This is a genomic window from Pseudomonas shiyinii (assembly GCF_056725765.1).
In genome coordinates, this window is record NZ_CM161522.1 from 4448197 (window position 1) to 4474985 (window position 26789).

The following is a 26789-nucleotide window of genomic DNA, read 5'->3' on the forward strand; positions in this document are numbered from 1 at the left end:
TGCTGGCCTGGGCCGCAAGCTGCAAGACGATCACTTGAGCCGGGCAAGCCCCGCGCACGGGGCTTGCCACTTGCAGCTGTTGTTACTGCGGGTTGGCACGGGTGCTGGACAGCAGTTGCTTGAGGTTGGCCGCCTTCGGCTTGACCAGCCAGAAGCGCCGCACGTAGTCGTCCAGGTTCTCCGAGAGCTCGCGCCCCCACTCGCTGCCGGTTTCTTCCACGTATTCGGCAAGGACGCGCGCCAGGTGGCTGCGGTAGGCCTCCATCGCCTCGCCACTGATCCGCTGGATTTCCACCAGCTCGTGGTTGAGTTTGTCGACGAAGGTGTTGTCCATGTCGAGCACGTAGGCGAAACCGCCCGTCATGCCAGAACCGAAGTTGTAACCGGTCTTGCCCAGGACGCAGACAAAGCCGCCGGTCATGTATTCACAGCAGTGATCGCCGGTACCCTCGACCACAGCGTGGGCGCCGGAGTTACGCACAGCGAAGCGCTCGCCCGCGGTGCCGGCAGCGAACAGCTTGCCGCCGGTGGCGCCATACAGGCAGGTGTTGCCGATGATGGCGCTGTGCTGGGTTTCGAACGGGCTGCCGGCAGGCGGCACGATGGTCAGCTTGCCCCCGGTCATGCCCTTGCCAACGTAGTCGTTGGCGTCGCCTTCCAGGTGCAGGTTCAGGCCACCGGCGTTCCATACCCCGAAGCTCTGGCCTGCGGTGCCCTTGAAGCGGAAGGTGATCGGCGCGCCGGCCATGCCCTGGTTGCCATGCAGGCGGGCGATCTCGCCGGAGACACGCGCACCGATGGAGCGGTCGCAGTTGCAGATATCCAGGCTGAACTCGCCACCGGCCAGGTCGCGAACGGCCGGCAGGGCCATCTCGACCATCTTCTCGGCCAGCTCGCCCTTGTCGAACGGCGGGTTCTTGTCGACTTCGCAGAACTGTGGCTTGTCGGCCGGAACGTGGGCGCTGCCCAGCAGCGGGCTGAGGTCCAGGTACTGCTGGCGCTCGGTGTCGCCAGGCAGCACTTCCAACAGGTCGGTGCGACCGATCAGTTCGCCCAGGCTGCGCACGCCCAGCTTGGCCAGCCACTCGCGGGTCTCGATGGCGACGAAGGTGAAGAAGTTCACCACCATGTCGACGGTACCGATGTAGTGGTCCTTGCGCAGCTTGTCGTTCTGGGTGGCCACGCCCGTGGCGCAGTTGTTCAGGTGGCAGATGCGCAGGTACTTGCAACCCAGGGCGATCATCGGCGCGGTGCCGAAGCCGAAGCTTTCGGCGCCGAGGATCGCGGCCTTGATCACATCCAGGCCGGTTTTCAGGCCGCCGTCGGTCTGTACCCGCACCTTGCCGCGCAGGTCGTTGCCACGCAGGGTCTGGTGGGTTTCGGCCAGGCCCAGTTCCCATGGGGCGCCGGCATACTTGATGGAGGTCAGCGGCGAAGCGCCGGTGCCGCCATCGTAGCCGGAAATGGTGATCAGGTCGGCATAGGCCTTGGCCACGCCGGCGGCGATGGTGCCCACCCCCGCCTCGGCCACGAGCTTGACCGATACCAGGGCCTGCGGGTTGACCTGCTTGAGGTCGTAGATCAGCTGGGCCAGGTCTTCGATCGAGTAGATGTCGTGGTGCGGCGGTGGCGAGATCAAGGTCACGCCCGGCACGGCATAGCGCAGGCGGGCGATCAGGCCGTTGACCTTGCCGCCGGGCAGCTGACCACCCTCACCGGGCTTGGCGCCCTGGGCCACCTTGATCTGCAGCACTTCGGCATTGACCAGGTATTCGGGGGTGACGCCGAAACGGCCGGTAGCCACCTGCTTGATCTTCGAGCTCTTGATGGTGCCGTAGCGCGCCGGGTCTTCGCCGCCCTCACCGGAGTTGGAGCGCGCGCCCAGGCGGTTCATGGCCTCGGCCAGGGCTTCGTGGGCTTCCGGCGACAGGGCACCGAGGGAGATGCCCGCGGAGTCGAAACGCTTGAGGATCTCTTCCAGCGGCTCGACCTGCTCCAACGGCAGCGCCTGGTCAGCGACCTTCACTTTCAGCAGGTCGCGGATCATCGACACCGGACGCTGGTCGACCAGCGTGGTGTATTCCTTGAACTTGGCGTAGTCGCCCTGCTGCACGGCAGCCTGCAAGGTGTTGACCACATCCGGGTTGTAGGCGTGGTATTCGCCACCGTGGACGAACTTGAGCAGGCCGCCCTGCTGGATCGGCTTGCGCGCACTCCAGGCTTCGGCGGCCAGCAGCTTCTGGTCGCTCTCCAGGTCGACGAAACGTGCGCCCTTGATCCGGCTGGACACACCCTTGAAGCTCAGGCCGACCACTTCCTCGGCCAGGCCCACGGCTTCGAACAGCTGGGCGCCACGGTACGAAGCGATGGTCGAGATACCCATCTTCGACAGGATCTTCAGAAGGCCTTTGGAGATGCCCTTGCGGTAGTACTTGAAGACTTCGTCCAGGTCGCCGAGCACCTCGCCGGTGCGGATCAGGTCGGCCAGGACTTCGTAGGCCAGGTACGGGTACACGGCGGAAGCACCGAAGCCGATCAGCACCGCGAAATGATGCGGGTCACGGGCGGTGGCGGTTTCCACCAGGATGTTGCTGTCGCACCGCAGGCCCTGTTCGGTCAGACGGTGGTGCACTGCGCCGACGGCCAGGGAAGCATGCACCGGCAGCTTGCCCGGGGCGATATAGCGGTCGCTCAGCACCAGCTGGGTCTTGCCGCTGCGCACGGCCTCTTCGGCCTGGTCGGCGATATTGCGGATGGCCGCTTCCAGGCCGACGCTTTCCTCGTAGTTGAGGTCGATCAGCTGGCGGTCGAAGCCCTCGCGCTCGAGGTTCATCAACGAGCGCCACTTGGCCGGGGAGATCACCGGCGAGCTGAGGATCACCCGGGAGGCATGCTCCGGGGACTCCTGGAAGATATTGCGCTCTGCACCCAGGCAGATCTCCAGGGACATGACGATCGCTTCGCGCAGTGGGTCGATCGGCGGGTTGGTCACCTGGGCGAACTGCTGGCGGAAGAAGTCGTACGGCGAACGCACGCGCTGGGACAATACGGCCATCGGCGTGTCGTCGCCCATCGAGCCCACGGCTTCCTGGCCTTGTTCACCGAGCGGACGCAGCACCTGGTCACGCTCCTCGAAGGTGACTTGGAACATCTTCATGTACTGCTTGAGCTGGTCGGCATCGTAGCTGGCCACGCCCTGGTCGTCGGTCAGGGTCGCCTGGATGCGCAGGGCGTGCTGGCGCAGCCAGCGCTTGTATGGGTGGCGCGACTTGAGGCGGTTGTCGATGGCATCGGTGTCGAGGATCTGGCCGGTCTCGGTGTCCACGGCGAAGATCTGGCCCGGGCCGACGCGGCCCTTGGCCAGGACGTCCTCGGGCTTGTAGTCCCACACACCGATTTCCGACGCCAGGGTGATGTAGCCGTTCTTGGTGGTGACCCAGCGCGCCGGGCGCAGGCCGTTACGGTCGAGCAGGCAGACCGCGTGGCGGCCTTCGGTCATGACGATACCGGCCGGGCCGTCCCACGGTTCCATGTGCATGGAGTTGTATTCGTAGAAGGCGCGCAGATCGGCGTCCATGGTCTCGACGTTCTGCCAGGCCGGCGGCACCAGCATGCGCACGCCGCGGAACAGGTCGATACCACCGGTGACCATCAGTTCGAGCATGTTGTCCATGCTCGAGGAGTCCGAACCGACGCGGTTGACCAACGGGCCGAGCTCTTCGAGGTCGGGGATCAGGTCGTTGGCGAACTTGGTGCGACGGGCCACGGCCCAGTTGCGGTTGCCGGTGATGGTGTTGATCTCGCCGTTGTGGGCGAGGAAGCGGAAGGGCTGGGCCAACGGCCACTTCGGCAGGGTGTTGGTGGAAAAGCGCTGGTGGAAGACGCAGATGGCGGTTTTCAGGCGTTCATCGCCCAGGTCCGGGAAGAAGGCGGCGAGATCCGCCGGCATCATCAGGCCTTTGTAGATGATGGTCTTGTGCGAGAAGCTGCAGATGTAGTGGTCAGCGTCGTGGGCGTTGGCCACGGACGAGCGACGACGCGCGCTGAACAGCTTGATCGCGAACTCCTGGTCGCTCAGGCCTTCACCGCCGATGAACACCTGTTCGATCTGCGGCAGGCGCTCCAGGGCCAGGCGGCCGAGTACGCGGGTGTCGATAGGCACCTTGCGCCAGCCGATCAGCTTCAGGCCGGCATTGACGATTTCGCGGTCCATGTTGGCGCGGGCCGCCTCGGCCTTCACCGGGTCCTGGTTGAAGAACACCATGCCGACGGCATACTGCTTGGGCAGCTCGACGGCGAAGTGTTCCTGGGCCACGGCACGCAGGAACTGATCGGGCTTCTGCATCAGCAGGCCGCAACCGTCGCCGGTCTTGCCGTCGGCGTTGATACCGCCGCGGTGGGTCATGCAGGTCAGTGCCTGCATGGCGGTTTGCAGAAGATGGTGGCTCGCCTCGCCCGTCATATGGGCGATCAGGCCGAAACCACAGTTGTCCTTGAATTCTTCGGGATGGTACAGACCTGTTTTCATAGACACTTTCTCACCAGGTTCGCCTCTCAACGAAGGCAAATCTCTTTTTAGTACAACCACTTACCATCCACGCCGATCAAACGCCAGCTTTTTGCGGTGGGCAATGGGAAACCATTGTTGCACAGGGACAGCAACGCCCACAAATTTTCATGACGCATCATTGAAAACTTATGTCGCATTTTTGAATGTTTTTGCGCCATGAGCCGTGATAGCGGCTTGGCTCGAGTCTGAAGCGTTTCAGCCAGGACTGCAAGAGTGGGCTTGTGGCCGGCAGTCTGGGACAGAAAAGCCTGCCGCGCTCAGGCGCAGCAGGCTCTGCAAGTCGGGAATCGCTTTGCAACTGGGCGGCGGGGTGTTGCCGCCCGGAAGGTATCAGCGGGCCGCCGCCAGCTCTTGTTGGACGCTGCCGACGGTACGAGGCCAAGGTTTACCAGCCTGGACCTTGGCTGGCAAGTTCTTGATTGCCGCAACCGCTGCATCGCGATTGGCGAAATTACCGTAGGTGACCACGTACAGCGGCTTGCCCTGCAGGGTTTTCTTGAAGTAGCGATAGTCGCCACCCTGGGCCTTGACGAAGGCTTGGGCCGACGCCTCGGAGCTGGTCCCCAGGATCTGCACCACGTAGTTGCCGGCTTTCTGGCCGGTGTACCAGCTGCTGTTGCCCGAACCGCCCGCGGCAGGTTTGGCCGCCGGCTTGGCCGTGGCCACCTGGGTCGGTGCCGGAGCAGGCTTGGCAGGTGCAACCGGTTTGGCCGGCTGGGTGGCAACAGGCTTGGGCGCCGGCGCAACCGGCTGCGCGGGCGCCGTGGCGATGGTCTGGGGCGCAGCATTGGTCACAGGCTGCGCTGGAGCCGGTGCAGGGCCAGCAGGCATGCCCTGCGGCGGCGCGGTCGTGGTCACGGTCGGTGGCGTAGCGGGTTGCAGCGCGGTGTCGCCAGCCGGGCTGCCTTCCTCGCCGTCACCCATCCCGGCCGCCTGGGCCAGCGGCTCACGCATCACCGGCTGCGATTGACCAACCAGCGGCAGCGGCATGGGCTGCGATGAGCCGGAGAACTCGATGGCCGGCTGGCCTTCGCCCAGAGGCAGCTGGGCCTGGGCGGCCGGCGCCTCGGCGGGTTTGTCGCTCTTCTTGGGCATCAGCACCGCCGCGGCAACCGCGACCACGACGACAGCGGACAGCGCTAGCACATGTTTCTTAGGCATATTGAACCCCATGGATGGTCGCTTGGCCGTACTGCGGCTGGCGATCATGGCTTCGATCAAGGTATCGCGGGCAACCTGGTTGATCGTTCCAGGCCAGCCGTCCGAGTTTTCATGGATGTCGACGATCTGTTCGCGGGTGAACACCTCGATGCCTCGGCCCGCGCCATCCAGGCGCTGCTCCAGGTACTCGCGGGTCTCCTCCTCGCTGTACGGGGCAAGCTCGATGACATGGAACCGCTCGCCACCGGCATCGAGCCCTTCCAGGCCAGCGATCAACGACGGCTCGCCGAACAGGAATACGTGCGGACGCCCTTCAGGAACGCCGGCCGCCAACTCCAGCAACGCTTGGAGTGCCGACTCGTCCAGTTGTTCCGCATCGTCCACCAGCAAATAGACTTCCTGGCCGGTCAGTGCCAACTGCACCACCTGGGCAAGAATGGCCTGGACCTCGGCATGGGCCACGTCGAGCGCCTGGGCCACCTGGCCGAGCACGCTGGCCGCATCGCCCGCGCCGCGAGCAGACACCACTACGCTCTGCACCGACTGCTTGTTGGTGCTGGCCACCAGGGCCTGGCGCAGCAGGGTCTTGCCGCTGCCCATGGGGCCGGTGACCACCAGCATCAGCTGGCTGTAGCGTGCCAGGTGATGGAGCTGGCCCAGCACCGGCTTGCGCTGGGCGGGGAAGAACTTGAAGCCGGGCACCCGAGGTGCGAACGGGTCATGGCTCAACTGGTAGTGGTCGAGAAACGCCTCATCGGCATGCAAACTGGTCATCGCGCTGTCACAACCTCAAAGCTGGGCCACGATCGCGCGGTAGTCCGCCGCCAGCGTGGCTTGAAGAATCTCTTTCGGATAGTCGTCGGTCACCACGGCCTCGCCCATCTGGCGCAGCAGCACCAGGCGCAAGCGACCGTCGAGCACCTTCTTGTCGACCGCCATGTGCTCCATGAAATGCGCTGGGGTCATTTCCTCGGGCGGCACCACCGGCAGGCCTGCAGCCTGCAGCAGGCGAATGCCACGGTCCCGCGCGGGCTGGTCGATCCAGCCCAGGCGCATGGACATCTCCAGGGCCATCACGGTACCAGCGGCCACCGCCTCTCCATGCAGCCAGATGCCATAGCCCATGTGGGTCTCGATGGCATGGCCGAAGGTGTGGCCGAGGTTCAGGGTCGCCCGCACGCCGGACTCGCGCTCGTCGGCACCGACCACGGCCGCCTTCGCGGCGCAGGAGCGGCGGATGGCCTCGGTCAGGGCGGCAGGCTCCAGCGCGCGCAAGGCACCCATGTGTTCTTCGAGCCAGGTCAGGAATGGCTCGTCGCAGATCAGGCCGTACTTGATCACTTCCGCCAGGCCCGCCGACAGCTCACGCTCGGGCAGGGTCTTGAGGCTGGTGGTGTCGATCAGGACCGCATTGGGCTGGTAGAACGCGCCTACCATGTTCTTGCCCAGCGGGTGGTTGATGCCGGTCTTGCCGCCTACCGACGAGTCCACCTGGGACAACAGGGTGGTCGGCACCTGGATGAAGTCGACGCCGCGCTGGTAGCAGGCGGCGGCGAAACCGGCCATGTCGCCGATCACGCCACCGCCCAGGGCCACCACTGTGGTGCGGCGGTCGTGGCGCGCAGTGAGCAGGGCATCGAAGATCAGTTGCAGGGTTTGCCAGTTCTTGTGGGCCTCGCCATCGGGCAGCACCACCGGCAGCACCGAATAGGCACCGAGGGTTCGGCTCAGGCGCTCGAGATACAGGGGCGCGACGGTTTCGTTGGAAACGATGGCGACCTGCCGCCCGGCAATGTGCGGTGCCAGCAGTTCAGGCTGGTCCAGCAGGCCTTCGCCAATGTAGATCGGGTAGCTGCGTTCGCCCAGGTCGACCTTTAGTGTCTGCATGTATCCCCACAATGTACTAGGGCGCGGCATCGTCCAGGCGACACCGCGCGGTAACGTTCAACCCGCCTCGGCGTTGGTCGCCGAGCATAGTCCCGGCTTACCGGGGCGGCAACTTCTCCAGGCGCTCGAGAATGTCGAGCACCACCATGCGCGGCGGCCGTTCGTCGGTTTCCACCACCAGGTCGGCAATCTCTCGGTACAGCGGGTCCCGGGTTTCCAACAGGGCACGCAGGGTCGCCTCGGGGTTGGCCGTGCGCAACAAAGGGCGGTTGCGGTCGCGGGCGGTACGCCCGACCTGCTGCTCCACCGAGGCGTGCAGGTAGATCACCCGCCCGCCGTCGTGCAGGGCCTTGCGGTTGGCCTCGCGCATCACTGCACCGCCACCGGTTGCCAGGACCACACCATCGAGGGCGCAAAGCTCGGCGATCATGGCCTGCTCACGGTCACGAAAACCCGGCTCGCCTTCCTTGTCGAAGATCCACGGGATATTGGCGCCGGTTCGCAGCTCGATTTCCTTGTCGGAATCCTTGAACAGCAGGCGCAGCTCTTTGGCCAAAAGGCGTCCGATGGTGCTTTTACCAGCGCCCATGGGCCCCACAAGTATCAAATTTCGCACAGAATCAACGACTCACAGCAATCGCCTGGTCACTCATGATACGCGGAGTCAGGAAGACCAGCAGCTCGGATTTTTTCTCTTGTAATGCATCGCGTCGAAACAGCCGCCCAACATACGGCAGATCGCCCAAAAATGGCACCTTGTCGACCACTTTGTTTTGCGTGGTCGAGTAGACGCCACCGATGACGATGGTCTGGCCATCGGCCACCCGGACCTTGGCGTTGACCTCGTTCTTGCGGATCGGCGGTACGTTGTTCAGTGCATTGACGTAGTCAGGCTCGTCCTTGGTCACCCTCACCGCCATGATCACCTTGCCGTCCGGCGTGATCTGCGGCGTGACCTCCAATGAAAGCGATGCTTCGCGAAACGAGATGGAGGTGGCGCCGCTCTTGCTGGTTTCCTGGTAGGGGACCTCCGTACCCTTGAGGATCCGCGCCGTTTCCTTGTCCGCCGTGACCACCTTCGGCTGGGAGATGATCTCGCCGTTACCGCTCTTCTCCATGGCACTGAGTTCCAGGTCCAGCAATGTGCCCCCACGTAGCAGGCCCAGCCCGACACCCGAACTGGCCCGTTCCACGCCCAGATCGACGAACAGATCCTTGCCCAGGCGAGCCTCCTCGCCCTGCAGCGGCGCGCCCCATTTCACCCCCAGGCTCTTTTCATAGTCGACATTGGCCTCGACGATCCGCGCCTCGATCAGCACCTGGCGCACCGGCACGTCCAACTGCGCCACCAACTGTCGCAGTTCGGCCAGCCGATCGGCAGGCTGGTAGACCACCAAGGTGTTGGTGCGGGCGTCCACGCTCAGGCTGCCGCGCCCGGTGAGGATGCCATCGTCGGCCAGCGCAGCCAGCAACAGCTCGGCCAGGTCCGCAGCCTTGGCGTGGTGAATCGGCAGCAATGCCCGACGCATGGGCTGCTGTTGCGCATCCAGCGCCTGCCCCAAGCGTGCTTCGCGAAATTGCTCGGCCAACTCGGCTGCCGGTGCCACCAGCAGTACATTGCCCTCCTCACGTCGGGCCAAGCCCTTGCTGCGCAGCACAAGGTCAAGGGCCTGCTCCCAGGGCACCCCCTCCAGGCGCAGGGTCAGGTTGCCTTGCACGGTGTCGCTGGCCACCAGGTTGACACCGGCAAAGTCGGCGAGCACCTGCAGCGCCGCACGCACCTCTATGTCCTGGAAGTTCAGCGAGAGCGGCTCATCCCGACTGCCCAGCGCCATGCTGGCCTGGCCCGTCAGGAGTATTGCCAGCATCCATTTCCCCAGCCCGTTCACGCTCATCCATGACCTCATTACCCACCTGCTTCCTTAGCCTCAGGTATGCCGTCCGCTCGTGCCAGGCACCTGCGACGAATACACGCTCACGCACTTCGACCTGTTGGCCGCTCACCGCCACGACAATGCCCTGGTCACGGCCCAGCCTGTCACCCTCGCCCACCCGGTAAAGGCGACCCGCAGCCTGGAGCAACGCCTGGTTTCGCCCATTGCGCGACAGGCTCCCCACCATTTCCACCTGTGCAAGCGCAACCCCGGCCAAGCCTCCAGGCGGCTTTTGCATCGACCACGGCGCGAACAGATCCACGTTGGCAGGCTGGGCAACAGACCGCGCCGGCTCATGGGCTAACGAAGCCGGCGCTGCCAGGGCCTCTGCGGGATGGTACGACTCGACCTGCAAGCTCAGGCGCCGCACACCCGGCCGACCTTGCACGCCGGTCAATTCCAGATACGTAGGCCGCAACAAGCGAACTTGATCCAGCCACGCCTGCAGCCAAGATCGCAAGGCCGGGTAGGTGCCGATGACCTGGATTTCGAGCGGCACCACCCGGTACCCCGGCCCGGCGCCCTCAGGCAACACATCGAGCTGCTCGAACACCAATCCCAAGGCGTGCCCGGAGCTGGCCAACCCGTCCAACAGGTCGCTCATGTCCTCCCCTGCCGAAAGTCGCCAGCGCGCGTCGAGCAACTGACGCTGCACGTCGGCCAGCGCCTCGGTGGCCGGCTGCAGCTGACGAGCGGCCTGGGCCTTGCGCTCGTGCACCAGGCGCAAGCCATCAGCTGAGGTCTCGCCGTGCTGCAAGGCCCGATGGCTTTCCTGCAGGAAAAGGCGCCACCCGAGGAGAAATACCGCCAGCATGACCAGCCCAGGGGCAACCACCATGACGACCCGTGAACGGCCAACCCACTCCGACCACTGCGCCTCGCCCAGCCCCTTCATGACCAGGTTGCCGATAGGCGCGCGACCAACAGGAACTCGTCTCCGGCAGGCAGGTTGCGAAGCCGTTTCAACTCCAAGCCTTGCAATACCGAGGCCTGCGTCAAGTCACGCATGAACTGGGCAAGCACCGCTGGAGAGGCCGTCAGCCCCAACAGCCGAACCTCGTCTTCCTTGAGTTGCAGCTCGCTCAGGTGCAATCCGTCAGGTATTACCCGTTCGAGCTCCAGCAGCATTGTCACGAACGCGCCCTGGCCGGACCTCAAGCGCGCCAGCGCACGGGTTTGCCCTTCGATGCTCAGGCGCTGCTCACGTAGCGCCTCGATACGCGCCAGGGCCTGCTCCACCGGCTGCAGGGCTGCTTGCCTGGCGGTGGCCGCCAAGGCTTGTTGCTGCAGGCGCTGGCGTGCCAGCTGGTCCAACAGCATCACGCCACCGAGCGCGAACAGCAGACAGACGACCAGTGTCGCCTTGAACCGCCGCACAGCCACCAGGCGGCGATGCTCGCGCCAGGGCAACAGGTTCAGGCGCACCCTCATCGGGTATCCCCCATCGCCAGGCCCAACGCCAGCACCAGGCTTGGATCGAACCGGGTAAACGGCTGGAATACCTTGCAGGGCATGCCCAACTGCTCGGACAAGGCATCGACCCAACCTTCGTCGGCGGCGACCAGAAGAGGCTCGTACAGGGCCAACGACACGGCACTGCGCAACCACTGCGCGACACGCTCGACAGCCAGTGAGCGATCCTCCGAGGCGAGCAGCCGCAGCGTCGTCCGTTGGGGCAGACCAGGCTCCGGCCAGCCATGCAGCACCGCACAGTCCGGCTCGATCCGAAGCAATGCCGGCGAACCGTCGCCTGCTGGCAGGGCCCGCGCCAGGGCAATGCTGTCGACCTCCACTGCCACGGGCTGCAGCCCGGCGCTGCCGAGCACCTCTTCCAATGGTGCGAGAGACTGCTGGCGGCACGCCCCCACCAGCACGCGGGCTTCACCGGCCTGGCCAACCGCAGGCTCCAGCACCTGGAAATCCAGCGCCAGGTCCTGCAAGGGGAAGGGAAACAGGCGCTCGGCCTCCACCAGCAGTTGTGCCTCCATCTCGGCTTCGGACAATCCCGCAGGCAACCGACAGACCTTGCAGATCACCTCCGAGGCCGGCAGGGCGACTGCCGCCTGGCGTTGCCGGCTACCGCTGCGATGCCAGGCGCGCCGCAGCGCACCGGCCACCACATCGGGGCGGGTAGCCCACCCGCCCTCCGGCGATTCGAAAGGTTCCAGCGCCCAGGCCCCGACCGAACGACGCCCGCGGCGCCCTTGCAATTGAAGGATTCGAACGGAATCGGAGGCAATTTCCACCCCCAGCAGTGAACCGGCATCCCTGCCGAAGCGTCCAAGCATGGCGTTTTCCTGACAGTTCGTCGCAATACCGCGCCACCGGAGCCGACCGCCCAGGCCGGCCGGTCACCCCGGCAAAGCGAAAAATGCTTATAATGCCCAGCGTTTTTTCCTGTCCGCCGGACCGCGTGCAATCCACTCCCAACCTGGACACCCAAAAGCCTTGATACGTCTGCTGAAGTTCTTCTGGTGGTCTTTCGTCGCAGTCATCTGCGCGCTCGTACTCGGTGTGAGCGGTGCGTTTCTGTATCTTAGCCCCAGCCTCCCCTCGGTCGAGTCCCTCAGAAGCATCCAGTTGCAGATCCCCTTGAGGGTATACAGCAGCGACGGCAAGCTGATTGCCGAGTTTGGCGAGATGCGCCGCTCGCCGATCCGCTTCGCGGACATCCCCCCACAATTCATCCAGGCGCTTCTGTCAGCCGAGGACGACAACTTCCTCAACCACTACGGGGTCGACCCGAGCAGCCTGATGCGTGCCGCGACCCAGCTGGTGAAGTCCGGCCACATCCAGACCGGCGGCAGCACCATCACCATGCAGGTGGCGAAGAACTACTTCCTCACCAGCGAGCGCAGCTTCTCGCGCAAGACCAACGAGATCCTCCTGGCCCTGCAGATCGAACGCGAGCTGACCAAGGACGAGATCCTCGAGCTGTACGTCAACAAGATCTACCTGGGCAACCGCGCCTACGGCATCGAGGCTGCGGCACAGGTGTACTACGGCAAGTCGATCCGTGACGTCAGCCTGGCGCAGATGGCCATGATCGCCGGCCTGCCCAAGGCCCCTTCGCGCTTCAACCCGCTGGCCAACCCGGCGCGCGCCAAGGAGCGTCGCGACTGGATCCTGGGGCGCATGTACAAGCTCGGCAAGATCGACCAGGCCAGCTACGAAGCCGCCCTGGCCGAGCCGCTCAATGCCAGCTACCACGTACCGACGCCAGAAGTGAACGCGCCCTACATCGCCGAGATGGCCCGCGCCGAAATGGTCGGCCGCTATGGCAGCGAGGCCTACACCGAAGGTTTCCGCGTCACCACCACGGTGCCGAGCGACATGCAGGAAATGGCCAACAAGGCCGTGCTCAACGGCTTGTCCGCCTATGATGAACGCCACGGCTACCGAGGCCCGGAGGCGCGCTTCCCGGGCAAGTCCCTCGAAGCCTGGCAGCAGGAGCTGGGTAAGCAGCGCATCCTGGGCGGCCTGGAACCGGCCATCGTCACCCAGGTGCAGGCTGACGGCCTGCAGGTGCTGACCCGCGGTGGCCAGCAGGAACATGTCGCCTGGGACACCATGAAGTGGGCCCGCCCGTTCATCAACAGCAATGCCCAGGGCCGCTCCCCGCAGTCGCCGAAGGACGTGGCCCAGGTCGGCGACCTGGTCCGCATCCAGCGCCTGGAAGACGGCAAGCTCAAGTTCAGCCAGGTCCCCGGCGCGCAGAGCGCCCTGGTCACCCTCGACCCGTACAGCGGCGCCATCCGCGCCCTGGTCGGCGGCTTCTCGTTCGAACAGAGCAACTACAACCGCGCCATGCAGGCCAAGCGTCAGCCGGGCTCGAGCTTCAAGCCATTCGTCTACAGTGCCGCACTCGACAGCGGCTACACGGCGGCCAGCCTGGTGAACGACGCGCCGATCGTGTTCGTCGATGAGTACCTGGACAAGGTCTGGCGCCCGAAGAACGACACCAACACCTTCCTGGGCCCGATCCGCATGCGCGAAGCGCTGTACAAGTCGCGCAACCTGGTCTCGATCCGTCTGCTGCAATCGATGGGTGTAGGCAAGACCATCGACTACATCACCAAGTTCGGCTTCAACAAGCAGGACCTGCCGCCGAACCTGTCCCTGGCCCTGGGCACCGCGACCCTCACCCCGATGGAGATCGCCACTGGCTGGAGCACCTTCGCCAACGGCGGCTACAAGATCAGCCCGTACCTGATCGAGCGCATCGAGAGCCGTAACGGCGAGACCCTGTTCACCGCCAACCCGGCCCGGGTCCCACAAGGCGACCAGGACCAGGCCGGCATCGCCGCTCCGGAACAACCGATCAGCACCTCCGCCCTGCCCGGCGAAGCGCCCGTGGTCGCCGGCCAGGCTACGCCACAGCTGCAGGTGCCAGCGGTAGCCGAACGCATCATCGATGGGCGCACCACCTACATCCTCACCAGCATGCTCCAGGACGTAATCAAGCGCGGTACCGGCCGCCGAGCCCTGGCCCTGGGTCGCAGCGACCTGGCAGGCAAGACCGGCACCACCAACGAATCCAAGGACGCCTGGTTCACCGGCTACAACGCCGACTACGTCACCACCGTATGGGTGGGCTTCGACCAGCCGGAAACCCTGGGCCGACGCGAGTATGGCGGCACCGCGGCGCTGCCGATCTGGATGAGCTTCATGGGCGCTGCACTCAAGGACAAACCCGAGCACGCGCCCGCCGAGCCGGAGGGCATCCTCAGCCTGCGGGTCGACCCGGTCAGCGGCCGTGCGGCCACACCGAGCACGCCGAACGCCTATTTCGAGCTGTTCAAGGCCGAGGATTCGCCGCCTTCGGTGGACGAGCTGGGCAATGGCGCCATTCCCGGCAGCCCGCTGCCGGCGGACGAAGCCGCGCCGATGGATCTGTTCTAGCAGGCGCGACGTCCACTTTCAGGAGATCGCCCCTATGGGAGCGACTCTCTTGCCGGCCCTATCGCCGGCAAGCCGGCTCCCACAGTGATTTCGCAGTCTTGAGAGCGGCGCAATCTCGGTGGGAGATTCTATGGTTTTGGGCAAGCTCAAACTGCCTTCGACTGGTATTCACTACCGCTTTTCAGCAGAGCGAATGCCAGCCGTGCCAGTTTGCGGGCAAGCATGACCAACGCTTGAGTCGTGCTAAAACCACGCGCTCGTTGAGCCTCATAAAACGCTTTCCAAGCAGAGGTGCGACGAGCCGACATCGCCGCATTGTGAAGTAACCGACGCGCCTCGGGATCGCCTCGTTTAGTGAGCTTGGAGAGCCCTTTCTTTTGTCCTGATTGGGCCACTCTTAAATCCATCCCGAGAAAGGCGATAAAGGCATCGCTATTCTTGAATTCTCCACGCTGATAAGACGTGACCAACCGGGCTGCGGTCAGAAAACCAATGCCCTCGATCTTCATGCACCGTTTGACTAGTGACATCAGCCCTGCCTCTTCGAGCAAATCCTTGATTAACTTCTCGAGCAGCAGCTCAAGCCTTTGCATTGATGCCAGGTGATTGTTAAACGCGGTCTTCAGCATGGGCTCATTGGCCCAGCTCTGGGTAAGTGCAGTACGAGCCTGCACCACGCCTGCGCGCCGTCTAAAGAGACTCAAAAGCCGACGATAGAGCGGTGGTGGGGGTGTCCATGGATGCAAGTCTTCGCATTCATTGCGCAGGTAGCGAGCCAACAGACGGGCATCGATAGCATCTGTTTTGGCTCTAACGTTAATGCCTTTGCGGTAATGGCTGAGTGCGTAACCATCGACCAAGTACACGGTGCACCCCGCCTCGTAGGCCAAATCCGCAAACAGTACGTGGTAAATATTGGTGGCCTCGATGGCTATGCGCACCCGAGCCGGCAGTGCCTTCAGCCATTTCTTGATCTCCGGCTTGGTATTAGGAATCGTGATCAGTTGATCGCGCTCCTCGTTGAAGATCACCAACTCACTCTTGGCGACATCAACACCGATAATCGCTTCGGCATTAGGTTCCGACATTGCCATTGGGCATGCTCCCCGATAAGGTTTGAGTACTTGAAGGGACCCACCCAGCGGCGCAGGCTTGTTACTTTCGTCGGTCGAGCCGGAAGTATTCTTTATCGGCGCTTGGGTGGAAGGGAGGCGGGGCGAAATCTCCCACGGTCTGTACTGCGGCAACAGTCAGAAGCTGGCGTTGTCCCTCCTCCCCCCTTCAAGTCCTACCATACAAGCTGGCGACAGCCTGCGATGGGCTGCAAAGCAGCCCCAAGCCCTCAAACGGTGGAACCCCTCCAGACTCAAGGGGCCGCTGTGCGGCCCATCGCAGGCTCCGCCCCACAGGTATGGCGGTGTCTCTAAAAACAGCGCAGGGCTGGGAGCCCCAAACGAAAAAGCCCCGACTCTCACGAGCCGGGGCTTTTTCATGGCGCTACGGCCTGGGTCAGCCGTTGAACACGTCGTTCACGTTCTGCAGCGGGTAGTGCTTCGGATACGGCAGGGTAGCTACGCCGGACTCGATGGCGGCCTTGGCCACGGCGTCGGAGACGACGGTGATCAGGCGTGGGTCCATCGGCTTCGGAATGATGTACTCACGGCCGAATTCCAGGGCCTGTACGCCGTAGGCGTCGCACACTTCCTTCGGCACCGGCAGCTTGGCCAGGTCCTTCAGGGCGATGGCGGCAGCGATCTTCATTTCTTCGTTGATGCGCTTGGCGCGAACGTCCAGGGCACCACGGAAGATGAACGGGAAGCCCAGTACGTTGTTGACCTGATTCGGGTAGTCGGAACGACCGGTGGCCATGATCACGTCGTTGCGGGTGGCGTGGGCCAGTTCCGGGGCGATTTCCGGGTCCGGGTTCGAGCAGGCGAACACGATCGGGTTGGCCGCCATGGACTTCAGGCCTTCGGCGCTCAGCAGATTCGGGCCGGACAGACCGACGAACACGTCGGCACCTTCCAGGGCGTCAGCCAGGGTGCGCTTGTCGGTGGCGTGGGCGAACTGGGCCTTGTATTGGTTCAGGTCGTCGCGGCCGGCGTGGATGACGCCAGTACGGTCGATCATGAAGATGTTCTCGACCTTGGCACCCATGCTGACCAGCAGCTTCATGCAGGAGATGGCGGCAGCGCCGGCACCCAGGCAGACGATCTTGGCGTCTTCGAGCTTCTTGCCGGCGATTTCCAGGGCGTTGATCATGCCGGCCGCGGTGACGATCGCGGTACCGTGCTGGTCATCGTGGAAGACCGGGATGTCGCACTGCTCGATCAGGGTGCGCTCGATCTCGAAGCACTCAGGCGCCTTGATGTCTTCCAGGTTGATGCCACCGAAGGTGATGGAGATGCGCTTGACGGTGTCGATGAAGGCCTGCGGGCTTTCCGAGTCGACTTCGATGTCGAACACGTCGATACCGGCGAAACGCTTGAACAGAACACCCTTGCCTTCCATGACCGGCTTGGAGGCCAGCGGGCCCAGGTCGCCGAGGCCGAGGATGGCGGTACCATCGGAAATCACCGCGACCAGGTTGCCCTTGCCGGTGTACTTGTAGGCCAGCTCTGGGTCACGGCCAATCTCGCGCACCGGCTCGGCGACGCCCGGGCTGTAGGCCAGGGCCAGGTCACGAGCGGTTGCGGTTGGCTTGGTGAGCTCGACGCTCAGTTTCCCCGGGCGAGGCTGAGCGTGATATTCGAGAGCGGCGGTTTTCAGGTCTGACATGGTGGGCATTCCGCTTGTTTACTGTTCTGACGGACCGCCGAGGATACGCAAAGAGCCGGGGGGCTACAAGACTGCCCGGTCACTTGTGTCAAGGCCTTTAGCCTACGACTTTACGCTATAACCCACGGGGCATACGCCATCAAGTGTGTACAATCCAATAGCGAAATGTCTACAACTATTTAACCTGAAACACGCTCCAACATGCTCGGATCGGTCAATGGCAACAACCAACGCCGCTGCCCTGGCTTCAGGCCGCCCTTGCGGGAACGATCCAGCACCCAGCCACGCGCCTCGACCTGGCGTCCCTTGAGATTATCGAAGAACCTTGCCGGGAAGTTGCGTTGCAGACGAGCGGGAACCTGCAGCACCACTTGCTCGCCAAGATCGAGCCAGACGCCGCCACGATTGCGCTCGATGCCCTGGACTTTGCCGCTGATGATGGCGAACCCAGACTGTCGCACATCGCCGTCACCCAGCACCGGCGATTGCCGCCAGAGCCCGGTTCGGGCTGCCCTGGCCGCTTGCTCGGCTTGCTGCTGGCAGGGAGCGAGGGTGACGTTGGGCGCCACCGCGACCCGATAGCCCAACCCCTCGCTGAGCAATACCGCCTCGAGATTGTCGCCATTGCGACCATAGATATGCGCCAAGGTGCGCCCGTACTTGTCTTTCGACTCCACGCCCGGCACCAGGCCGACGCGCCCGTCGCTGGCTTTCACCAAGGCTTGCAGGCGGCGCTTGGCGGCCTCGGCATAGGGTTCGCTGGTGCGCCCCTTGCGGCCGATTTCCGGTGCGTTGAGCCCAATCATTCGCACGCTGCGCCCATCGCTCAGGCGCAAGGTGTCGCCATCGACCACCTGGCGCACCGCCACTTGCTGCGGTTTGTCGGGGAGGGGGCAGTAGGCCAGGGCGGGGAGGTGCCAGATCGCGCCCACAAAAAAAGCGCCCACAAGGGGCGCCTTTTTCTGCAGCAGCGCGAAACCCGAGGGGTTCGCCATACGCATGATTACTTCTTGGTACCGAACATACCGAAGCGATCGGCGAACTTCTGTACGCGACCACCGGTGTCCAGGACCTTCTGCTTGCCAGTGTAGAACGGGTGGCACTGGGAGCAGACGTCGATCGACAGAGGCTTGGCCAGGGTCGAACGGGTCTCGAACTTGTTGCCGCAGCTGCAGGTGACTGCAACTACTTCGTAATTCGGGTGAATTTCTGGTTTCATCGTCACTTCCTCGAGCTGCGTGCCGCCACCCAACACCAATTGTTGAATACCGCACGTAATTAGGCGGCGAATAATACCAGAGCATCACGCCAACGCAAGGTGTCGCGATCACCGACTGTCGTCTGCTAGTCTCGGCGGATTCCGAAATGCCCTCCAGAGACCTTCCGCGTGTCCGACGTCATCCTGCGCCTTGCCCTGCCCTCGCCCCTGCGTCGCCTGTTCGACTATCGGGCTCCGGCCAGCATGGCCCGCCAGGCGCTGGTGCCAGGCATGCGCATCCGCGTGCCGTTCGGGCGCCGGGAGATGATCGGCGTGCTGGTGGAAGTCTGCGACAAGAGCGAAGTCCCGGCAGACAAGCTCAAGCCTGCCAGCGCCCTGCTCGACCCGGTCTCGCCGCTGCCCGCCGCGCTGTTCAAGCTGTGCCTGTGGACCTCGCAGTATTACCAGCACAGCCTGGGCGACACCCTGAACTGGGCCCTGCCGACCCTGCTGCGCCAGGGCGAGCCGGCCGAAATGCGCCAGGAGCGCTTCTGGCACGTGGCGCCCGGCGCCCGCCTGGAAGACCCGCGTATCGCCCGCGCACCGCGCCAGCGCGAAGCCCTCAAGACGTTGTCGCAACACCCCCACGGTGTCGCCCACAGCCTGCTGGCCAAGCTGGGCCTGAACAAGGACAGCCTGGATCTGTTGCTGGCCAAGGAACTGGTCCAGGTGGAAATACGCCGCCACCTGCCCCAGGCCCGTCACGAACATTGGCTGGCACAGCCGGAACTGCCCCTGAACGAGGAGCAGCTGGCTGCCTTCGATGCCGTGCGCTCGGGCTTCGGCGCCTTCCACGCCTTCCTCCTGGCCGGGGTGACGGGCAGCGGCAAGACCGAGGTCTACCTGCAGCTGATCCGCGAAACCCTGGAAGCGGGCAAGCAGGCATTGATCCTGATCCCCGAGATCAACCTGGGGCCACAGACCCTGGCGCGTTTCGAGCAGCGTTTCAATGCCCGCATCGCCCTGCTGCACTCGGCGGTAGGCGACCGTGAGCGCCTCGATGCCTGGCTGGCGGCCCGCGATGGCGAGGCCGACATCATCATCGGCACGCGCTCGGCGCTGTTCACGCCCATGAAGAACCCCGGCCTGATCATCATCGATGAGGAGCACGACGGCTCCTATAAGCAGCAAGAAGGCCTGCGCTACCACGCCCGGGACCTGGCCGTGGTTCGTGCCCACCAGGAAAACATCCCGATCCTGCTCGGCTCCGCCACGCCCTCGCTGGAAAGCCTGCACAACGCCCACAGCGGGCGCTACGGCCTGCTGCGCATGAACCAGCGCGCCGGCGGCGCACGTGCCCCTCGTTTCCTGCGCCTGGATGTGCGCAGCCTGCCCCTGGACAGCGGCATCAGCGGCCCGCTGCAGCAAGCCATCCGCCAGACCCTGGAAGCCGGCCAACAAGTGCTGGTATTCCTCAACCGCCGCGGCTTCGCCCCGACGCTGCTGTGCCATGACTGCGGCTGGCTGAGCGAATGCCCACGCTGCGATGCGCGGATGACCGTACACCAACGCTCCGGTGTGCTGCGCTGTCACCATTGCGGCCACGACGAGCGTTTGCCGCACCAGTGCCCGCAGTGTGCCCATGTGGACCTGCGCCCGGTGGGCGCGGGCACCGAGCGGGCCGAGGAGCGCCTGAAAACGCTGTTCCCCGACTACCCTGTCCTACGCGTCGACCGCGACAGCACCTCGCGCAAGGACGCCATGCACAACCTGTTCACCACCATCCAGCGCGGCCAGCCCAGCATCCTGGTCGGGACGCAGATGCTGGCCAAGGGACACCACTTCCCCCGGGTGACGCTGGTGGCCATCCTCGACGCCGATGGCGGCCTGTTCTCCGGCGATTTCCGCGCCAGCGAGCGCATGACCCAGCTGATTGTCCAGGTGGCCGGCCGCGCCGGGCGGGCCGAGGAGCCAGGCAAGGTGATCATCCAGACCCACCTGGCCGAGCACCCCTTGCTGGTGCAGCTGACCGAGCAGGGCTACTTCGCCTTCGCCGAACAGGCCCTGAGCGAACGTCGGGCTGCAGGCCTGCCCCCTTTCGCCCATTTGGCCTTGCTGCGCGCCGAGGCGCACAAGCCGGGCCAGGCGGAGAGCTTTCTCGACGAGGCCTGCGCCGCGGCCGAACGCCTGCTGGCCGAGCAGAACCTGCACGGTATCGAGCTGCTCGGCCCGGTACCGGCGCCCATGGAGCGCCGGGCCGGGCGCTTCCGCGCGCAATTATTGCTCCAGGCCAATGCCCGGGCGCCTTTGCATCGACTGATCAGCGCCTGGTTGCTAGTGTTGGAGCACATGCCGTCAGGGCGCCAGGTACGCTGGTCGCTGGACGTGGACCCGGTCGACCTGTACTGAACCGATCGCCCTATCGCCGGCAAGCCGGCTCCCACCTGCCCTGCACTGTTTCAGAGACAACGCCGTACCTGTAGCCGGCGATAGGGCCGGACCATGCAGCACCAAAGGTTGGCAACACGCCCCCGGGAACGGATAATGCCCAGTTTTTCCACCTGCGCATCGAAGCGCCCCACCGCGCTTGCGGTCGAAAAGAGAACGCCATGAAAGACACCATTCGCCAGCTGATCCAGCAAGCCCTCACCCAACTCGTCACCGACGGCGTGCTGCCTGAAGGGCTGACGCCGGCGATCCAGGTGGAAAATGCCCGGGACAAAACCCACGGCGATTTCGCCAGCAATATCGCCATGATGCTGGCCAAGCCCGCCGGCATGAAGCCACGCGACCTGGCCGAAAAACTCATCCATGCCCTGCCGGCCAGCGACGACATCACCAAGGTCGAAATCGCAGGCCCAGGCTTCCTTAACTTCTTCCAGAACACCCAGGCGCTGGCCAACCGCCTGGACGCCGCCCTGGCCGACGATCACCTGGGCGTGCGCAAGGCCGGCCCGAGCGAGAAGGTGGTGATCGACCTGTCGGCACCGAACCTGGCCAAAGAAATGCACGTCGGCCATCTGCGCTCGACCATCATCGGCGACAGCGTCGCCCGGGTCCTGGAGTTCCTCGGCGACCAGGTGATCCGCCAGAACCACGTGGGCGACTGGGGCACCCAGTTCGGCATGCTGTTGGCCTACCTGGAAGAGAACCCGATCACCAGCGACGAACTGTCGGACCTGGAGAACTTCTACCGCGCAGCCAAGAAGCGCTTCGACGAGTCCGAAGCATTCGCCACCCGCGCCCGTGGCCTGGTGGTCAAGCTGCAGGCCGGCGACCCCGAGTGCATGGCTCTGTGGACACGCTTCAAGGACATCTCCCTGTCCCACTGCCAGAAGACCTACGAGCTGCTCAATGTCAAACTGACCATGGCCGATGTGATGGGCGAAAGCGCCTACAACGCCGACCTGGCCAATGTCGTGGCCGACCTCAAGGCCAAGGGCCTGCTGGTCGAGGACCAGGGCGCCCAGTGCGTATTCCTCGACGAATTCAAGAATGCCGAAGGCGAGCCGCTGCCGGTGATCGTGCAGAAGGCCGACGGTGGCTACCTCTATGCCACCACCGACCTTGCCGCCGTACGCTACCGCAGCAATGTGCTCAAGGCCGATCGTGCCCTGTACTTCGTCGACCAGCGCCAGGCCCTGCATTTCAACCAGGTATTCGAAGTCGCCCGCCGTGCAGGTTTCGTCGGCCACCCGATGCAGATGGAGCACATGGGCTTCGGCACCATGAACGGCGCCGATGGCCGCCCGTTCAAGACCCGCGACGGCGGCACCGTGAAGCTGATCGACCTGCTCACAGAGGCCAAGGAACGCGCCTATACCCTGGTCAAGGACAAGAACCCGAGCCTGTCCGAGGACGAATTGCGCCGCATCGGTGAAGTGGTCGGCATCGGCGCAGTGAAGTACGCAGACCTGTCCAAGCACCGCACCAGCGACTACAGCTTCAACTTCGAGCTGATGCTCAATTTCGACGGCAACACCGCGCCGTACCTGCTGTACGCCTACACCCGCGTGGCCAGTGTGTTCCGCAAGCTGGGCAAGGGCTTTGACGAAGTCGAGGGCAAGATCACCCTGCAGGCTGCCCACGAGCAGGACCTGGCCGCCCGCCTGGCGCAGTTCGGCGAAGTGCTCAACAACGTGGCCGAGAAGGGCACCCCACACGTGCTGTGCAGCTACCTGTACGACATCGCCGGCCTGTTCTCCAGCTTCTACGAGAACTGCCCGATCCTCGCCGCCGAGACCGCCGAGCAGCAACAGAGCCGTCTGCGCCTGGCCGCCCTGACCGGCCGGACCCTCAAGCAGGGCCTGGAACTGCTCGGCCTGGAAACCCTGGAGCGCATGTAAGTTGGCTGCCAAGAAAAAACCCGCACCCAAGCGTGGCGCCAGCCGTAACCAGGCACCGGCCAAACAGCCGATCCCGGGCTGGATCTGGCTGGCGGTCGGCCTGACCGTCGGCGCCTTCATCGTCTTCCTGATGAAGCTCGAGCCTGGCGGCGACGACATCAAGCGCACCAAGCCCGAGCAGCAGAAGCCTGCGAAGGTCGCCGAAGCCGGTAAAGGCAGCGCGCCTGCGCAGCAGCAGCCGGTCAAGCCCAAGTACGACTTCTATACGCTGCTGCCGGAGTCGGAGGTCATCGTGCCGCCCGAAGCCGTGCCGGAAAAAACTCCACCGGTGCCGGCGCAACCGGTCAAGCCGGTCACACCGGCGGAAGCGGCGAAGATCGACACCGCCCGCGCCCAGGCCGCCCTGATGGGGCAGACACCTCCGCCTGCGCCCCCGGTGATCAAGCCGGCAGCGACCACGCAGTTCTTCCTCCAGGCCGGCTCGTTCCGCAAGCAGGCCGATGCCGACAAGGTCCGGGCGCAGATCATCCTGCTCGGCCAGTCGGTCAAGGTGGAGTCGGGGACGGTGAAGGACGAGACCTGGTACCGCGTACTGGTCGGCCCGTTCAGCAACCGTGAACAGCTGACCGGGGCACAGAAGCAACTGGCCGGGGCAGGCTTTGGCAACCTGCTGTTGCAGCAACGACAGACCCGCCAGTAAACAAAAGAAGGCCTTGCCGCCCCACGCGACAAGGCCTTTTTTCTGTCAGCGGCGTTCGGCGTTGACCTGGGAAATCTGGCTGTTGAGGGTCCAGAAGTCATACAGCACGCCCACCAGGAACAGGCCACCGGTGAGCAGGTAGATCAAGGCGCTGATCCACTTGCCCTGGTAAAGGCGATGCGCACCGAAGATCCCCAGGAAGGTCAGGAGGATCCATGCCAGGTTGTAGTCCACCCTCCCTGGCTGGAAGCGCATGTCCGCCTCGCGGTCCATCGATGGAATCAGGAACAGGTCGATCAGCCAGCCAATGCCGAACAGGCCCAAGGTGAAGAACCAGAGGGTGCCTGTGATCGGCTTGCCGTAGTAGAAGCGGTGCGAGCCGGTAAAGCCGAAGATCCACAAGAGATAACCCAGGACCTTGCTGTGGGTGTCGTGCAACGGCGCCCCCTGTTGATAACCATTCATGCTTGTCCTCCTTGGGTTAGTGAAAAATTTTCTAAGGAAATTTGTGACTTTTTCCTTGGAAGCCGACGTATGGTACCCGCGCAATCGACCAACGGAACGAAAAACCCACCGTAGGTGTTATAGAGTTGCGCGCCATACAGCCAACACATACCTAAAAGAGTTTCAACTATGCCGCCTTTGTTCAAGACATGGCTGACCCTCTGCCTTCTGTTACCCCTGGCCGCCCACGCCACCAACCGTGAGCAACGTCTTCCCAACGGGTTTACCGGCTACACCACCAACGCCAGTAGCACCGTAAAGCGCACGCCGATCAAGCTGACCAGCTTGCGCGCTCGCCCGAGCAACGCCGCCAAGGTCTCCAGCCAACTGCCTGTGGCCATGATGTCGGCCAAGCAGAGCAGCAATGTGCTCAGCCGTGCCGTCAATGTACTCGGCACGCCCTACCGCTGGGGCGGCAGCAGCCCGAGCAAGGGCTTCGACTGCAGCGGGCTGGTCAAGTACGCCTTCACCGATGTCGCCGACGTCGACCTGCCGCGCACCTCCAATGCCATGGCCCGCGGGCATGGCGTCAAGGTGGCCAAGAGCGACCTCAAGCCAGGCGACCTGATCTTCTTCAACATCAAGAGCCGCCGGGTCAATCACGTGGCCATCTACCTGGGCAACGACCGCTTCATCCACGCGCCGCGGACCGGCAAGCGGGTGAGCATCGATACCTTGAGCAAGCCGTACTGGCAACGGCATTACGTGGTGGCCAAGCGGGTGCTACCCAAAGAACAGACGCTGGCACTGGCCAAGCGCTGAACCTGTCCCCATAGGCCCTGCTCCTTGTGGGTGATTCAGTCGTTGTGGACAAGCATTTAGCACCACTGCCTGGCAAGGGCTTCGTCCTTGATCGCGGGACAAGCCCGCTCCCACAGGGGAGGCGATCTGTCTGAATTGTGTAGTCAGCACAGCTTATGACTGGATCCTGGAGAACAATACCCGCCCGGCAGTACGTGGTCCCTTGTGGGAGCGGGCTTGTCCCGCGATCAAGGGCGCAGCCCTTGCCAGGCATAGCGATATCGGGCCCGGCCCGCCCCTCCGACGTCCGTCCGTGACCGCGTTACGCTACCTCGCCCCGCTCTCGCAACGCCTGCAACGCCATCTCCATCGTCTTCATCCCCGCCGCCGCCCCGGTCTGCATCACGGACTGCAACTGCGCCATCCGCCCCTCGCGGATCAGGTTGCGCACCGCAGGCGTCGCCACCAGCACTTCCCGTGCAGCCACCCGGCCACCGCCCACACGCTTGACCAGCACCTGCGCCACCACCAGGCGCAACGACTCCGCCAGCATCGCCCGTACCAGCGCCTTTTCTTCTGCGGCAAACACCTCCACCAACCGGTCGATGCTGTTCACCGCCGAGCGGGTGTGCACGGTCGCCAGCACCAAGTGGCCGGTTTCCGCCGCACGCAAGGCCAGGCGAATACTCTCCAGGTCACGCAATTCACCGATCACGATCACATCCGGGTCCTGACGCAAGGCGCTGCGCAGCCCCTGGGCGAAATCCCGGCAGTCGCGGCCGATCTCACGCTGGCTGACCAGGCTGCGCTGGCTGCTGTGGATAAGTTCAACAGGGTCTTCGAGCGTGATGATGTGCAAGGCGTGCGTGTGGTTGAGCTTGTCGACCAGGGCCGCCACGGTGGACGACTTGCCGCTGCCGGTCGGCCCGCCGACCAGCACCAGGCCGTCGCGCCACTGCGCAACAGGCTGAAACACTTCCTCCAGGCCCAGCTCATCCACGGTCAGCACGCGGCTGGGTAGCAAGCGCAGGCTCGCCCCGGGCCCATTGCGTTGGCGGTACAGGTTCAAGCGGATACGCACAGGGCCCGGCAGCGTCACGGCCAGGTCCAGCTCATCGCCACTCGCCCATTGGCGCCGCTGTGCTTGGTCCAGCAGCGGCGCCAATGCATCCTCGAGGGCGCAGGCCGCCAGGGGCGGCAGGTCCAGGCGCTGCAGCTGGCCATCCAGGCGCAGCATGGGAATTTCGCCCGCGGCCAGGTGCAGGTCAGACGCCCCCGCAGCCTTGGCCCGGGCCAGCAGGTCGGTCACATCCATGAGACTCCCCAAAGGCCATCAAGCAGGTAGAATGCCGCAGACCACAGAGCCGTCGGCATCGATTCCATGTCCACCATAGCAGACAACCTTTCCGCCCTCGCCGCTCGCATCGACAGCGCAGCACAGGCCGCCGGACGCGACCCGGCCAGCGTCCAGCTGTTGGCGGTGAGCAAGACCAAACCGGCCAGCGCCATCCGCGAGATCCACGCTGCAGGCGTGCGCGATGTCGGCGAGAACTACCTCCAGGAGGCCCTGGCCAAGCAGGTCGAGCTCGATGACCTGCCCTTGATCTGGCACTTCATCGGCCCCATTCAGTCGAACAAGACCAAGGCCATTGCCGAGCATTTCGACTGGGTACATTCCGTGGACCGCCTGAAGATCGCCCAACGCCTGTCCGAACAACGCCCCGAGGGCCTGGCGCCGCTGAACATCTGTCTGCAGGTGAATGTCAGCGGCGAGGACAGCAAGTCCGGCTGCACCCCCGCCGACCTGCCAGCCCTGGCCCAGGCCGTGGCGGCCCTGCCCCGGCTACGCCTGCGTGGCCTGATGGCGATCCCCGAGCCCACCGATGACCGCGCCGCCCAGGAGGCCGCCTTCGCCAGCCTGCGCCAGTTGCAGGAAGGCCTTGGCCTAGGCCTGGATACCTTGTCCATGGGCATGAGCCACGACCTCGAGGCCGCCATCGCCCAGGGAGCGACCTGGGTACGTATCGGCACCGCCCTGTTCGGGGCGCGCGACTACGGCGCCGCCTGA

At 64.4% G+C, this 26789-nt stretch carries 20 protein-coding genes; 6 read left to right on the forward strand and 14 right to left on the reverse strand.

All coding sequences use genetic code 11. The features are described from left to right. Nucleotides 1-82: 82 nt before the first annotated feature. The 8 genes from gltB to pilM all read right to left on the reverse strand — a co-directional run bounded on the left by gltB (nucleotide 83) and on the right by pilM (nucleotide 11840). Nucleotides 83-4528, reverse strand: coding sequence for a glutamate synthase large subunit (gltB, locus tag ACXHGZ_RS20100; RefSeq protein WP_480461180.1), 4446 nt, complete (start codon nucleotides 4526-4528; stop codon nucleotides 83-85). A gap of 372 nt (nucleotides 4529-4900) precedes the next feature. After that, nucleotides 4901-6505, reverse strand: coding sequence for an AAA family ATPase (locus tag ACXHGZ_RS20105; protein WP_480461182.1), 1605 nt, complete (start codon nucleotides 6503-6505; stop codon nucleotides 4901-4903). 15 nt (nucleotides 6506-6520) lie between these two features. Then, the gene (gene aroB / locus ACXHGZ_RS20110; RefSeq protein ID WP_084853844.1) at nucleotides 6521-7618 is read right to left on the reverse strand and encodes a 3-dehydroquinate synthase; all 1098 of its coding nucleotides are present in this window, start codon (nucleotides 7616-7618) and stop codon (nucleotides 6521-6523) included. Between the two features lie 97 nt (nucleotides 7619-7715). Next, entirely contained in the window at nucleotides 7716-8234 is a 519-nt protein-coding gene (aroK, locus tag ACXHGZ_RS20115; protein WP_084853842.1) for a shikimate kinase AroK, read from the reverse strand. Between the two features lie 4 nt (nucleotides 8235-8238). After that, nucleotides 8239-9525: a type IV pilus secretin PilQ gene (locus ACXHGZ_RS20120; RefSeq protein WP_480461183.1), complete on the reverse strand. Its 1287-nt coding sequence runs from the start codon at nucleotides 9523-9525 to the stop codon at nucleotides 8239-8241. After that, nucleotides 9431-10447, reverse strand: a complete 1017-nt coding sequence (locus ACXHGZ_RS20125) for a pilus assembly protein PilP (RefSeq protein WP_480461185.1) — start codon at nucleotides 10445-10447, stop codon at nucleotides 9431-9433. The genes ACXHGZ_RS20120 and ACXHGZ_RS20125 overlap by 95 nt, the downstream gene beginning before the upstream one ends. Further along, the gene (locus ACXHGZ_RS20130; protein WP_480461186.1) at nucleotides 10444-10983 is read right to left on the reverse strand and encodes a PilN domain-containing protein; all 540 of its coding nucleotides are present in this window, start codon (nucleotides 10981-10983) and stop codon (nucleotides 10444-10446) included. Before ACXHGZ_RS20130 ends, ACXHGZ_RS20125 begins: the two co-directional genes overlap by 4 nt. After that, nucleotides 10980-11840 (reverse strand): type IV pilus biogenesis protein PilM, encoded by an 861-nt coding sequence (gene pilM, locus ACXHGZ_RS20135; RefSeq protein WP_480461188.1) that lies wholly within the window; start codon nucleotides 11838-11840, stop codon nucleotides 10980-10982. The genes ACXHGZ_RS20130 and pilM overlap by 4 nt, the downstream gene beginning before the upstream one ends. 163 nt (nucleotides 11841-12003) lie before the next feature. On the opposite strand from pilM, the gene ACXHGZ_RS20140 reads away from it, so the two are divergent. Beyond that, the gene (locus ACXHGZ_RS20140) at nucleotides 12004-14454 is read left to right on the forward strand and encodes a penicillin-binding protein 1A (protein WP_480464106.1); all 2451 of its coding nucleotides are present in this window, start codon (nucleotides 12004-12006) and stop codon (nucleotides 14452-14454) included. A gap of 146 nt (nucleotides 14455-14600) precedes the next feature. Here the strand turns inward: ACXHGZ_RS20140 and ACXHGZ_RS20145 are convergent, their stop codons facing one another. The 4 genes from ACXHGZ_RS20145 to rpmE form a co-directional block, all read right to left on the reverse strand. Next, on the reverse strand, nucleotides 14601-15542 hold the full coding sequence (locus ACXHGZ_RS20145) for an IS110 family transposase (RefSeq protein ID WP_480464020.1): 942 nt from the start codon (nucleotides 15540-15542) through the stop codon (nucleotides 14601-14603). A 421-nt stretch (nucleotides 15543-15963) separates the two neighbouring features. After that, a complete protein-coding gene (locus ACXHGZ_RS20150; protein ID WP_480461190.1) occupies nucleotides 15964-17232 on the reverse strand; it encodes a malic enzyme-like NAD(P)-binding protein in 1269 nt (422 codons plus the stop codon). 179 nt (nucleotides 17233-17411) lie between these two features. Beyond that, nucleotides 17412-18233, reverse strand: coding sequence for a thermonuclease family protein (locus ACXHGZ_RS20155; protein ID WP_480461191.1), 822 nt, complete (start codon nucleotides 18231-18233; stop codon nucleotides 17412-17414). Nucleotides 18234-18235: 2 nt separating this feature from the next. Continuing rightward, a complete protein-coding gene (rpmE, locus tag ACXHGZ_RS20160) occupies nucleotides 18236-18451 on the reverse strand; it encodes a 50S ribosomal protein L31 (RefSeq protein WP_084853831.1) in 216 nt (71 codons plus the stop codon). A 168-nt stretch (nucleotides 18452-18619) separates the two neighbouring features. Between rpmE and ACXHGZ_RS20165 the strand changes: the two genes are divergently transcribed. The 3 genes from ACXHGZ_RS20165 to ACXHGZ_RS20175 all read left to right on the forward strand — a co-directional run bounded on the left by ACXHGZ_RS20165 (nucleotide 18620) and on the right by ACXHGZ_RS20175 (nucleotide 23476). After that, nucleotides 18620-20839, forward strand: a complete 2220-nt coding sequence (locus ACXHGZ_RS20165) for a primosomal protein N' (protein WP_480461192.1) — start codon at nucleotides 18620-18622, stop codon at nucleotides 20837-20839. A gap of 200 nt (nucleotides 20840-21039) precedes the next feature. After that, complete coding sequence (argS, locus tag ACXHGZ_RS20170) at nucleotides 21040-22776, forward strand: arginine--tRNA ligase (protein WP_480461193.1); 1737 nt, start codon at nucleotides 21040-21042, stop codon at nucleotides 22774-22776. A 1-nt stretch (nucleotide 22777) separates the two neighbouring features. Beyond that, a complete protein-coding gene (locus ACXHGZ_RS20175) occupies nucleotides 22778-23476 on the forward strand; it encodes an SPOR domain-containing protein (RefSeq protein WP_084853826.1) in 699 nt (232 codons plus the stop codon). A 45-nt stretch (nucleotides 23477-23521) separates the two neighbouring features. On the opposite strand, the gene ACXHGZ_RS20180 is transcribed toward ACXHGZ_RS20175, so the two are convergent. After that, complete coding sequence (locus ACXHGZ_RS20180; protein ID WP_084853824.1) at nucleotides 23522-23941, reverse strand: NINE protein; 420 nt, start codon at nucleotides 23939-23941, stop codon at nucleotides 23522-23524. Between the two features lie 168 nt (nucleotides 23942-24109). Here ACXHGZ_RS20180 and ACXHGZ_RS20185 point away from each other — a divergent pair, with 168 nt between their 5' ends. Beyond that, nucleotides 24110-24742 carry a C40 family peptidase gene (locus ACXHGZ_RS20185; RefSeq protein WP_480461195.1) on the forward strand — a complete coding sequence of 211 codons (633 nt, stop codon included), beginning with the start codon at nucleotides 24110-24112 and terminating at the stop codon, nucleotides 24740-24742. A 301-nt stretch (nucleotides 24743-25043) separates the two neighbouring features. On the opposite strand, the gene ACXHGZ_RS20190 is transcribed toward ACXHGZ_RS20185, so the two are convergent. Next, the gene (locus ACXHGZ_RS20190) at nucleotides 25044-26036 is read right to left on the reverse strand and encodes a type IV pilus twitching motility protein PilT (protein ID WP_480461196.1); all 993 of its coding nucleotides are present in this window, start codon (nucleotides 26034-26036) and stop codon (nucleotides 25044-25046) included. Between the two features lie 66 nt (nucleotides 26037-26102). Between ACXHGZ_RS20190 and ACXHGZ_RS20195 the strand changes: the two genes are divergently transcribed. Next, nucleotides 26103-26789 (forward strand): YggS family pyridoxal phosphate-dependent enzyme, encoded by a 687-nt coding sequence (locus tag ACXHGZ_RS20195; RefSeq protein ID WP_084853819.1) that lies wholly within the window; start codon nucleotides 26103-26105, stop codon nucleotides 26787-26789.